Here is a 10,844-nt window from a genome sequence, read left to right on the forward strand (position 1 = left end):
TTCCCTAATATTCTACATAAACCAACAGAAATCCATTTGGTGAAATTACATCGATAATTAGGCTTCTACCGATTCAAGTCCCTGTCAACTTTATAAATGAAGGCAAATACCTCTGCAACAGCTTCATACAATTCTTCCGGAATCGTTTGATTTATATCCAATTGACCTAAAAGTGCAGCAAGAGATTCGTCCCTTTGGACCGGTATATCCAGTTTCATGGCCTTTCCCAGAATGTTTTCAGCCGTTTTCCCTTTCCCCTTCGCCAATATGACGGGCGCTTTGGATGTCTTTTGATCATACTTTAAGGCAATGGCCTCTTTTCGTTTATCATTTATCATATTCGAATATCCACCCCACTATATGAATCGGCTTCTGAAAAAGGAATCGGTTTCACTCTTAGGTCCCGCTCTATTTCATTCACGGGATTTACAAATGAAACACCTGATAATCTGTAATCCATTTTTCCCAGATTCTCTCTCAGGATATCAAGATATTGACCGGCTGCCTTTTCAAGGATCGCACCATGCCCATTTATGACCGTCACTTTTATGATTCGGTTTTGAACCTGCATGTCGATGACCGTACCTTTAAGGCGTTCCAATTCTAAATAAAATAGGATTCGGCAGTAATCCGGGTCTATTTTGCCATCTTTTGTTTTCTTTCCGCTCCATTGTAACGTTAGATCCGTTTGAGTAGACCCCAGATTGAGTGGAAGTGTAAGGAGTATATTCTGAATCGGCCCGTTTTCCTGTGAAAGGATCTGTTGAGCAGTGATCCGATTTAGGATTTGTTCTGCCATCTCCTTGATAGCTGCCGGAATTTGCTCATTCAGCAATTTAAGCAGCAGCGGTTTAAGCGTCTCTAAATCCTTCGGTAAATCCGCCATCTCCTCTCCAGAAAGATTACTGAGTGCATGTTCCAGCTGAAGACCCAGGATCTTGGTCAGTTCTTTCAGTTGGTGTGCAACAGAAGGTCCATTGGTGAAATCGATTGTTTGAAAATCAGCACCCAATACCTGTGAAAGGACCAGCTTCTCATTAATCCTAGCGTATTGGGCCTCAGGAAGCTTATTAAGCGACTGAAACAGCAATTCAGCCGCCTTACCCTTTGAATCAGCTACTTGCACTATGTCCTTATTCAAGTAGCCTATAAGGTCATTCACTTCTATTTTTCCGCCTACTGCATTTTTAGCTGCCGCTTCGTTATAAGCACTCTGGAGTAAATGAAAGGCAAGAGGGGAAAGTTTATCTGCAGAAATGTTTTTGCTCCGCATCGAGTGAATATCAATTGGCGGTTTTGCCTCCTCATGATCATGACTATTCCATATGCGGTTAATAGCGATTTCGATCTCTTCAACTTTTGCAAATGCTCCGCTTTTTGCCTCGGAAAGCAGCTGCAATCCTCTGTGTAATTTATCAATCGCTGAATTTTCAGGAATACCGGACCTAGCCTCAGCTCCATCTATTAAATTTTCCAGAAAGACAGATTCCGTAATTCCCTTTGGAAAGAATCCCGTCTTTTGGAGTAGGGAAAATGCACCAGATTTCATATCTGGAGTTGAATCGGGATTCAGCCAAGTTGTCAATAGTTTTTGCAAACCGCTTTGTTGAAGCTGGGTCTGTTTAGCAACATGTAAAGAGTCCAATACCTCCACAAGTTTGACGGCCGTCCTCGTTCCTGGCCCACTATCCTGAAGCTGCTGCTTAAAGCCGCTTAGTAGTTTGTGGAAAGGTTCACCTTTGGACTGTGTAAATAATGCATCAAATACCTCTTTTATAAAAGGCAGTTGCTGAATGAACATTGTTTTTATTACAGGCAGACCTACTTCTGCAGCATCAGCAGTTTTTAACCATTGTAAAGCGGACTGAAAAGTTTCCTTGGTTATCGGCAGACGATTTGCCAAGAGATATTCAGCAAGTTTCGTTGCGGCCGGTTCGAGCGTTATGCCAAGAAGAGCGATCAATTGTGAAACTGTTCCCTTTAAGCCGGTAATGGTCAAATCGGGGGAATTTAAGGATTTTAACACGACCTTCCCCTCAATTGGGTGTTGCACTTGAAACCAATACTTTTCTCCTGTCCGAAGCGGGATATCGAGAGTGGCAATCATTTTTTGATGGCCAATCTGTACCTCGGCCATTTGGTTAGGAAAAACCTTATTCACTTTCCCGAAAAGGATTTGCCCGTTTTTCAAACTCACAGTTCCTTTTATTTCAATGGGTGAAGATACGGGTTGACCGCTTGTTATGGATTGCACCACTCATCCCCCTTAGACCTTCGTTCGTGCAGCGATTTCCTTAACCGGCGCAAAACTTCTTCTATGCCAAGGTGTAAGCCCGTACATGTCGAGCGCTTCCAAATGTCTGCTTGTCCCGTAGCCCATGTGCTTTTCAAAACCATATTCCGGATATTTTTCACCATATTCCTTCATCATCCTATCACGGGTCACTTTCGCTATTATGGAGGCTGCAGAGATGCTAATGCTTCTTGCGTCTCCCTTTATGAGTGAAAGCTGCGGTATCGGCACATCCAGTTCCATGGCATCGATCAACAAATGATCAGGAAGTTCTGACAGATCGTTCAATGCGGCCACCATTGCCTTTTTCGTAGCTTGATAAATATTGATTTCATCAATTACTTGGCTATGTACAACACCAATACCTATGGATAGTGCTTCCTTAAAAATCATTTCATAAAACAGTTCCCTTTTTGACTCTGGAATCTTTTTAGAATCATTAAGCCCTGGTAAATAAAAAGATTCAGGCAGGATGACCGCACTCGTCACAACTGGTCCTGCCAGCGGTCCTCTTCCCACTTCATCGATACCAGCCAGGATGGAAAACCCCTGTTTTCGCAATTGCCTTTCAAATTCCGTCATTTCCGTGAAAGCATCCCTTACCTGTTGTTCTTTTTCATAAGCTCTATGCCATTTGCTTACTAAGTCGTTAACTCCCTTTCGTCCGTCCTCACGGCATTCTTGTAAAAATAAATCTTCGGGCTCTTTTATTGTCTTTAACTTTGAGGAGATTTCCTTAATGCTCATTGCAGTTATCATCTTTTATCACCCATCATATTAATTATCGGCAGACTTGCTTCCTTTCTACAGTTCAGACAAAAATACGGAGCGGAAAAGAGACATCAAAAAGAAAAAGCCTTTTCGACATCCAACTCCAGCTCCGTATTACAACAATTAGGTCAATGTTAATCTTATTCGGGGATATCATCCTCTTCATAATCCAATGGAACCTCAAACGTAAGCGGACCCATCTTTTCTGAACGGATTTCACGTACGACCAATTCTGCGGTTTTGTCATAATCGATGAAGCCCCCAGATGCTAAACAGCCCCTGAACTTTCCGACCGCATCGAACAATTCGAGCGTTTCCTGTGGAATTGCTTCCAGATTATAACGGGATTTCAATCTATCCGGATATTCTTTTTCCAAAAAGCGAAGGCCGTATAATGAGACTTCGTGCAAGTTTAAAATCGTATCCTTGATCGCACCTGTCAATGCAAGCTTCAAGCCTACTTCTTGATCTTCGAATTTCGGCCAGAGAATCCCCGGTGTGTCGAGCAATTCCAATTCCTTCCCAACTTTTATCCATTGCTGCGCTTTCGTGACGCCAGGTGTATTACCTGTTTTGGCAATGTTCTTTTTGGCAAGTCGATTGATTAATGTCGATTTCCCTACATTTGGAATACCTACTATCATGGCACGGATCGCTCTCGGCTTTATTCCTCTTGATTCCATCCGCTCATACTTTTCTTTTAAAAGTTTTTTTGAAGCAGCTGTAATCTGGTTTAAACCGTTTCCTGCCTGTGAATTAATGGCAATCGCCGTTTTCCCCTGAGATTTATAATGTTCAAGCCACATATTCGTTTTTACCGGATCGGCCATATCAGATTTATTCAAAAGGATAACCCTCGGTTTATGCTGAATGATTTCATCGATCATCGGATTTCGTGAAGATGCCGGAATCCGGGCATCCACAAGTTCAAAGATGATGTCGATCAGTTTTAATTTTTCTGTTACTTCCCGTCTTGCTTTGGCCATATGGCCAGGGAACCACTGTATTGTCAATGGAATCCACCTTCCTACTATTCCGCCAATCGAAAGCCTTCAATCGGCCAATAAACTAATTTAGTTTTTCCTAACACTTTATCGTAAGGAACGACACCTACGCCAATATGGCGGCTATCCTTACTAAAACGGCGATTATCCCCTAGGACAAATAGGTGGTCTTCAGGCACCGTTCCTTGTTCTATGACATCACTTAATGTAAAAGGTTCCGTCAATGCTCCGCCATCAATCAATTGTTCTTTATATTCATCCAAGTATGGCTCAGCATAAGCTTTTCCATCCACGTAAAGAGTATCATCTCTATATTCCACTTTTTCACCTGGCAATCCGATGACCCGCTTGATGTAATCTTTACCTTCTGGAGCTTCGAAAACGATAATGTCAAATCTTTTCGGTTCGCCAATCGAATAGGAAATTTTATTAACGATCATGCGGTCCGTATCCTTTAATGTCGGCATCATGGAATTGCCGTCCACAACGATAGGAGCCAGGAGGAAATAACGAATCAGCGTCGCCGCTATAACAGCGATTATGACCGCCTTTGTCCATTCCCACAATTCATTTTTCTTTTTCGCCATCCTTATCCACCCTTTTTGAAGCATATCAACAATCATTTTAACATGTTGTGTGCGCTATAGCGAGCAGGATTCTATATAGATATAGATTTCACCGTATGTGTATTCACCGTTTCTTAAAGTGCAAAAAGGGAGCCTGATAAACAAGCTCCCTTTTTGCATGATACTGTTTGGTTATTCACCTTATGTGGATCATGGTAAACCCGCATGAAGATATTCGAAGAATTAACGACGAATTTCTTTAATACGTGCTTTTTTACCACGAAGTTCGCGTAGGTAATAAAGTTTCGCACGACGTACTTTACCGTGACGGATAACTTCTAATTTCGCAATTTTTGGTGTGTGAACAGGGAAAGCACGTTCTACTCCAACGCCGTAAGAGATCTTACGTACTGTGAAAGTTTCACTAACTCCGCCGCCACGACGTTTGATTACAACGCCTTCAAACAACTGGATACGTTCGCGAGTTCCTTCAATAACCTTTACGTGTACACGTACTGTGTCACCAGGTCTGAATGATGGAAGATCTGAGCGAAGTTGTTCTTTTGTGATTTCGTTAATAAGATTTTGCATCGATTTCAACTCCTCCTGGACGCTCTTGCAAATACTTATTGTTTGCAGCGGAACATCGTTATAAGACTGAGCATTTTGCTCAAGTCACAAGGTATATCCTATCATACTATAAACGTCGATGCAATAGACATCAGTCTTCTTTTTTAATCTCGGACAATAATTTTTTTTCAACTTCCGATAGTTCATAACTATCGAGCAAATCCGGACGTCGAATCCAAGTTCTGCGCAGAGATTCCTTCATCCGCCATTCATCGATTTTTTTATGATTCCCGGATATTAGCGGATCGGGTACTTTCATCCCACGGAAATCTGCAGGTCTAGTATAATGGGGATGCTCTAACAAACCAGAAGAATAGGAATCAAGAATCGGGGAGTCAACATTTCCCAGAACGCCGGGCAGCAAGCGCACAACACTGTCGATAATGACCATTGCACCCAATTCCCCGCCTGTAAGCACAAAGTCACCAATCGATATTTCATCCGTTATGACATGCTCCCGGATGCGCTCATCATACCCTTCATAATGCCCACAAATAAAGATGAGATGCTTTTCTTCAGCAAACTCTTCGGCTTTTTTCTGCGTGTAACGCTCCCCCTGGGGACAAAGCAGGACTACCCTTGGAGTTAGCTCTCCTTGTCCTTTAAGAGCTTCCACAGCATCAAAGATCGGCTGTGCCTTCAATACCATTCCTGCACCGCCGCCATACGGATAATCGTCTACCGTCGAATGCTTATTATCTGCATAATCTCGAAAATTGGTTACCTTATAGCTGACTGCCTGCTTTTCCGCAGCCTTTTTTAAGATTGACGAACCAAATACCCCTTCGAACATTTCTGGAAAAAGCGAAAGCACATCGATTTTCATCAGTCTAAAAGTCCTTCCATCGGTGTAATGATGACCTTTTTAGAGGAAATATCCACTTCTTTTACAATTTGTTCAATATACGGGATCAGGATGTCCTTACTGCCAGCTTTCTTAATGACCCAAACATCATTGGCACCAGGCGTAAGAACCTCAATGATTTCCCCCACTTCCATACCTTCATCCGTAAATACAGAACAGCCGATGATTTCATGGAAGAAGAACTCCCCTTCGTCCAATTTACCAAGCTGTGCTTCCTTGACTTTCAGGACCCCGTTTCTAAAAGCCTCGACCTGTCCGACGTTATAATAGTTCTCGAACGTCAATAGGTTAAAGTTTTTATGGGTGCGATGCGACCTGACGATAAGCGGCAAGGGTTTTTTCTCCGTGTCCCTAAACAAATACAGAGTATTTCCCACTTTGTATCGTTTTTCCGGAAAGTCTGTTGAAGAAATAACACGGACTTCTCCTAAAAGACCATGTGTGTTGACAATTTTACCTACATTAAACCATTTTTCCATTCTTTCACCTCTAACGAATTTCCGAGACGATTCCATCTTTAATGACAATGGTCTTCGTTGCCATAATTTCGTCCCAATCTGCCCCAATTTCCACATCAATGATACTTTGAACTTCCCGTTCCTTCAATTCACTACCTGCGGGAAGGATCTCCAACTGCTCCATTTGAAATTCAAGCAGTTTAATTTTTTCTTGCCTCTGGTTTATTTCCTTTTCGAAATGAGCACGGAGACTGGCAGGTTGGAGAGTTCTTGTTTTTTCAAGTTTTTTCAGTTCAAAGCGAAGCTGTTCACTCTCTTTTTGAAGCTGAAGGCGTTTTGACTTGTATTTCTCGAGGAGCTGATTCTTGCTGGATTCCGTTAATACTTGGTTAACGATCACATTTTGGAGAATTTTCATTCCAGCACCTCCTATTATCTATGATTTCTTATTTCCTTCAAAAAATATGTATGATTGGGTAATCTTTTTGAAATGGGGGTCATTCTCTTAAGTATAACGTAAATCGGTAAAAGATGCGTCTTAAAAAGGCGTAAAGTTTAAAGTCAGGGTCTATTCAATTAGGATTTAAGTCAGAATTCCACTCTCTTGAAGTACAAAAAAAGGAGGGCTATTAACCCTCCTTATTCGGAAATCTCCAAATAGATTTTCTTCTGCTGTGAAGATCCTGCTGCATATACCACAGTCCGAATCGCCTTAGCAACACGCCCTTGTTTACCGATCACCTTGCCCATGTCCTCTTTATGGACGGAGAGGATATAAACAATCCGGTCGGATTCTTCCTTGGAGGTCACGATGACCTCTTCCGGATAATCCACAAGTGCTGAAACAATCGTTTCAACTAGTGCTTTCATCAACTACCGTCGATTACTTGCTGTTTTTTGCAACATGGAATTTTTCCATGATGCCTTGTGTTGAGAATAAGTTACGAACTGTATCAGATGGTTTAGCTCCATCTTGTAACCATTTAAGAGCAAGCTCTTCGTTGATTTCAACTTTAGCTGGTTGAGTCACCGGGTTATAAGTTCCTACCACTTCAATGTAACGTCCGTCACGTGGTGAACGAGAATCTGCAACTACAATACGATAGAAAGGAGATTTTTTAGCTCCCATACGTTTTAAGCGAATTTTTACTGCCATTTTAAATAAGCACCTCCGAATAGTTTCACACAAGATAGTATAATATCAAATGTCTTGCATGTTTGTAAAGGTTTTTTTCTTAACAGGTAAAAAAAGTGTTGAAATACATGGCTTCGACCCGAATTTCGCCTCAGTTTCTGCCAAAAATAAACCTTACATGAACGGGAATTTAAATCCCTTTTTCTTTCCTTTTTGCATGTTCGTAACCTGTTTCATCATCTTTTTCATTTCTTCGAATTGCTTCAGTAAACGGTTCACTTCTTGAATCGATCTGCCGCTTCCTTTGGCAATACGTTTCTTGCGGGATGCATTCATGGTTTCTGGATGTTCCTTTTCATGCGTTGTCATTGAACGGATGATAGCTTCAACATGACCGATCTGTTTCTCATCGATCTGAAGGTTGTCCATCCCTTTCATTTTATTCGCTCCGGGAATCATTTTCAGAATATCATCAAGCGGTCCCATATTCCGCACCTGACCAAGCTGCTCAAGGAAATCATCAAAAGTAAAAGTGGCTGTACGCATCTTTTTCTCTAATTCTTTCGCTTTTTCTTCATCTACATTGGCCTGTGCTTTTTCGATAAGGGTCAATACATCACCCATGCCGAGGATCCTTGACGCCATCCGCTCCGGATGGAACGCTTCAAGTGCATCCAATTTTTCACCCATACCGACGAATTTAATCGGCGTGTTGGTGACTGAACGAATTGAAAGCGCCGCACCACCACGTGTATCCCCATCAAGCTTTGTTAATACGACTCCTGTCAGGCCTAGCTGTTCATTGAAGCTTTGGGCTACATTGACCGCATCCTGACCTGTCATCGCATCGACAACCAGGAAGATTTCATCAGGTTTTGTCAACTCTTTGATATCCTTCAGTTCGCCCATCAAGTTTTCATCAACATGAAGGCGGCCTGCGGTATCAATCAACACATAATCATGATGTTCTTCCTTAGCTTTTTCAATTGCCTGTTTGGCAATTTCAACAGGACTCACCTGGTCCCCAAGGGAGAAAACAGGCATGCTTAATTGTTTGCCAAGTGTTTCAAGCTGCTTAATCGCCGCCGGACGGTAAATATCAGCCGCAACGAGCAATGGCTTGCGGTTGTATTTTTTTCTAAGAAGATTGGCAAGCTTTCCGGTGGTAGTCGTTTTACCAGCACCCTGAAGCCCTACCATCATAATGACGGTCGGTGGTTTCGAGGCAACGGCAATCTTGCTCTGTTCGCCGCCCATCAGCTCCGTCAATTCTTCCTTAACTACTTTAATTACCTGTTGACCGGGGGTTAAGCTTTTCAGCACTTCCTGACCTACCGAACGTTCACTGACACGTTTTACAAAATCCTTCACGACTTTAAAGTTAACATCCGCTTCAAGCAGGGCCAATCGAACTTCACGCATCATTTCTTTTACGTCCGCTTCGTTGACCTTCCCTTTTCCACGAATCTTTTGCATCGTGCTCTGCAGTCGGTCGGCCAATCCTTCAAATGCCATATTGCCGCCTCCTAATCCAACTTCTCAAGCGTTGTGATTGCGTCTAGCAGCTTCTCTTTTGAAAAGGAATCCTTTTCTATGAGTCCCTTCATATTCGCAATCCACTGGTTACGCTCTTGAAATTTTCGAAATAACAATAGCTTTGCTTCGTATTCCTCAAGCATCGCTTCTGTTCTTTTTATATTATCATAGACTGCCTGCCTACTGACTTCGTATTCATCGGCAATCTCGCCAAGAGAGTAATCATCCAGATAGTAGAGGGACATGTAGCTCTGCTGCTTCTCTGTTAACAACGATTGGTAAAAGTCATACAAATAATTAATCCGCGTTGTCTTTTCAAGCATCTTAGCAAGCCTCCCTGCTGTTAAGTGAAAACCCTTTACAAGTTTATATTGTAAAGCCTTGTTTATTTGATGTCAAGTCAAACTCCTTACCACTTGTTTGCAAAACTTTTTTTTCTTTTTTTATTGCTTTCTGCAATCGTTCCTCCAACTCGCCACTGTGAAAAAAATCCTGTATCATGCGGCTCATTAAAGCGAGGACAAAAAAACAGAAGAGAATAATCTCTTCCGGCTTACTATTTTTCTTACGCCTCTTCTTTATCGATGATATCAGCAAAAAGGCCATAAACATATTTCTCAGCATCGAATTCCTGTAAATCGTCCATCTTTTCACCTAGCCCGACAAATTTAACGGGAATGGCCAATTCATTGCGAATCGCCAAAACAATTCCACCTTTTGCGGTGCCATCAAGCTTTGTTAAAACAATTCCGGAAACATTGGTCGCTTCCTTGAATGTCTTGGCCTGAATAAGGGCATTTTGTCCAGTTGTTGCGTCAAGGGCAAGCAACACCTCGTGTGGCGCACCTGGTACTTCACGTTCAATTACACGTTTCACCTTTTCCAATTCCTTCATTAAATTTACTTTATTCTGTAGGCGACCGGCAGTGTCACAGATCAGAATATCAGCTTTTCGTGCCTTGGCGGCCTGAATGGCATCAAACATGACCGCTGCAGGGTCAGAGCCTTCACCCTGTTTGATCACACTCACACCTACACGTTCCCCCCAAACCTCAAGCTGCTCAATCGCACCGGCACGAAAGGTATCCCCGGCAGCCAATACGACCGATTTACCTTCCGTTTTGAATTTATGGGCAAGTTTACCGATAGTCGTCGTTTTACCTACCCCATTAACCCCTACAAACAAAATGACCGTCAAACCTTCTTCTTGTATATTCAGGCTTGATGTCGCTTCATCTTCACCTTGGTAGATTTCAACAAGCTTTTCGGAAATAACGGACTGCACTTCCCTCGTATCAGAGATATTGCGAAGCTTGACTTCCATTTTTAATTGATCAATTAGTTCCATCACAGTATCAAAGCCTACATCAGCCTGTATCAGAATTTCTTCAAGTTCTTCAAAAAAGTCCTCATCCACTTTCCGGTACCGGGCAACAAGTTCATTAACCCTTCCAGTAAAGGAATTTCTCGTTTTTGTCAAACCTTGCTTGAATTTTTCCCCTATAGATACTTCTGCTTCAACTGATTTTTCTTTTTCTTCCTGGGTCGTAAATTTCTCTTTTAGCTTTTTAAAAAAACTCATTGTC

General features: G+C 42.2%; 14 protein-coding genes. All 14 read right to left on the reverse strand.

Features of this window, described 5'->3' with window-relative positions; translation table 11 throughout:
• Positions 1-65 precede the first annotated feature (65 nt).
• Positions 66-338: an EscU/YscU/HrcU family type III secretion system export apparatus switch protein gene (locus IOC57_RS03865; RefSeq protein ID WP_207437490.1), complete on the reverse strand. Its 273-nt coding sequence runs from the start codon at positions 336-338 to the stop codon at positions 66-68.
• Complete coding sequence (locus IOC57_RS03870; protein WP_207437491.1) at positions 335-2,254, reverse strand: hypothetical protein; 1,920 nt, start codon at positions 2,252-2,254, stop codon at positions 335-337. Before IOC57_RS03870 ends, IOC57_RS03865 begins: the two co-directional genes overlap by 4 nt.
• A 12-nt stretch (positions 2,255-2,266) precedes the next feature.
• The gene (locus IOC57_RS03875; RefSeq protein WP_396020764.1) at positions 2,267-3,049 is read right to left on the reverse strand and encodes a ribonuclease HII; all 783 of its coding nucleotides are present in this window, start codon (positions 3,047-3,049) and stop codon (positions 2,267-2,269) included.
• A gap of 155 nt (positions 3,050-3,204) precedes the next feature.
• Positions 3,205-4,077, reverse strand: coding sequence for a ribosome biogenesis GTPase YlqF (gene ylqF / locus IOC57_RS03880; RefSeq protein ID WP_207437492.1), 873 nt, complete (start codon positions 4,075-4,077; stop codon positions 3,205-3,207).
• Positions 4,078-4,094: 17 nt separating this feature from the next.
• On the reverse strand, positions 4,095-4,655 hold the full coding sequence (gene lepB / locus IOC57_RS03885; RefSeq protein ID WP_207437493.1) for a signal peptidase I: 561 nt from the start codon (positions 4,653-4,655) through the stop codon (positions 4,095-4,097).
• Between the two features lie 222 nt (positions 4,656-4,877).
• Complete coding sequence (gene rplS / locus IOC57_RS03890) at positions 4,878-5,225, reverse strand: 50S ribosomal protein L19 (protein ID WP_034313702.1); 348 nt, start codon at positions 5,223-5,225, stop codon at positions 4,878-4,880.
• Positions 5,226-5,355: 130 nt separating this feature from the next.
• Positions 5,356-6,090, reverse strand: coding sequence for a tRNA (guanosine(37)-N1)-methyltransferase TrmD (gene trmD, locus IOC57_RS03895; protein ID WP_207437494.1), 735 nt, complete (start codon positions 6,088-6,090; stop codon positions 5,356-5,358).
• A complete protein-coding gene (gene rimM / locus IOC57_RS03900) occupies positions 6,090-6,608 on the reverse strand; it encodes a ribosome maturation factor RimM (protein WP_207437495.1) in 519 nt (172 codons plus the stop codon). The genes trmD and rimM overlap by 1 nt, the downstream gene beginning before the upstream one ends.
• 10 nt (positions 6,609-6,618) lie before the next feature.
• Positions 6,619-7,005, reverse strand: a complete 387-nt coding sequence (locus IOC57_RS03905; protein ID WP_034313711.1) for a YlqD family protein — start codon at positions 7,003-7,005, stop codon at positions 6,619-6,621.
• Between the two features lie 221 nt (positions 7,006-7,226).
• Entirely contained in the window at positions 7,227-7,457 is a 231-nt protein-coding gene (locus IOC57_RS03910) for a KH domain-containing protein (protein ID WP_207437496.1), read from the reverse strand.
• Positions 7,458-7,470: 13 nt separating this feature from the next.
• Complete coding sequence (rpsP, locus tag IOC57_RS03915) at positions 7,471-7,743, reverse strand: 30S ribosomal protein S16 (protein WP_034313715.1); 273 nt, start codon at positions 7,741-7,743, stop codon at positions 7,471-7,473.
• Between the two features lie 153 nt (positions 7,744-7,896).
• Entirely contained in the window at positions 7,897-9,237 is a 1,341-nt protein-coding gene (gene ffh / locus IOC57_RS03920; protein WP_063231885.1) for a signal recognition particle protein, read from the reverse strand.
• Positions 9,238-9,248: 11 nt separating this feature from the next.
• The gene (locus IOC57_RS03925; protein ID WP_207437497.1) at positions 9,249-9,581 is read right to left on the reverse strand and encodes a putative DNA-binding protein; all 333 of its coding nucleotides are present in this window, start codon (positions 9,579-9,581) and stop codon (positions 9,249-9,251) included.
• A 242-nt stretch (positions 9,582-9,823) separates the two neighbouring features.
• Positions 9,824-10,840 (reverse strand): signal recognition particle-docking protein FtsY, encoded by a 1,017-nt coding sequence (ftsY, locus tag IOC57_RS03930; protein ID WP_207437498.1) that lies wholly within the window; start codon positions 10,838-10,840, stop codon positions 9,824-9,826.
• Positions 10,841-10,844 lie beyond the last annotated feature (4 nt).

Source organism: Bacillus sp. SD075 (genome assembly GCF_017355165.1).
Taxonomy (GTDB): Bacteria; Bacillota; Bacilli; order Bacillales; family DSM-1321; genus Peribacillus.

Bases quoted from the DNA above. Each gene is read 5' to 3' on its own strand.
- IOC57_RS03925 (WP_207437497.1), bottom strand. From the start codon at position 9,581: ATGCTTGAAAAGACAACGCGGATTAATTATTTGTATGACTTTTACCAA.
- ffh (WP_063231885.1), bottom strand. From the start codon at position 9,237: ATGGCATTTGAAGGATTGGCCGACCGACTGCAGAGCACGATGCAAAAG.
- lepB (WP_207437493.1), bottom strand. From the start codon at position 4,655: ATGGCGAAAAAGAAAAATGAATTGTGGGAATGGACAAAGGCGGTCATA.
- IOC57_RS03910 (WP_207437496.1), bottom strand. From the start codon at position 7,457: ATGAAAGCACTAGTTGAAACGATTGTTTCAGCACTTGTGGATTATCCG.
- rimM (WP_207437495.1), bottom strand. From the start codon at position 6,608: ATGGAAAAATGGTTTAATGTAGGTAAAATTGTCAACACACATGGTCTT.
- IOC57_RS03905 (WP_034313711.1), bottom strand. From the start codon at position 7,005: ATGAAAATTCTCCAAAATGTGATCGTTAACCAAGTATTAACGGAATCC.
- trmD (WP_207437494.1), bottom strand. From the start codon at position 6,090: ATGAAAATCGATGTGCTTTCGCTTTTTCCAGAAATGTTCGAAGGGGTA.
- rpsP (WP_034313715.1), bottom strand. From the start codon at position 7,743: ATGGCAGTAAAAATTCGCTTAAAACGTATGGGAGCTAAAAAATCTCCT.
- rplS (WP_034313702.1), bottom strand. From the start codon at position 5,225: ATGCAAAATCTTATTAACGAAATCACAAAAGAACAACTTCGCTCAGAT.
- ftsY (WP_207437498.1), bottom strand. From the start codon at position 10,840: ATGAGTTTTTTTAAAAAGCTAAAAGAGAAATTTACGACCCAGGAAGAA.
- IOC57_RS03865 (WP_207437490.1), bottom strand. From the start codon at position 338: ATGATAAATGATAAACGAAAAGAGGCCATTGCCTTAAAGTATGATCAA.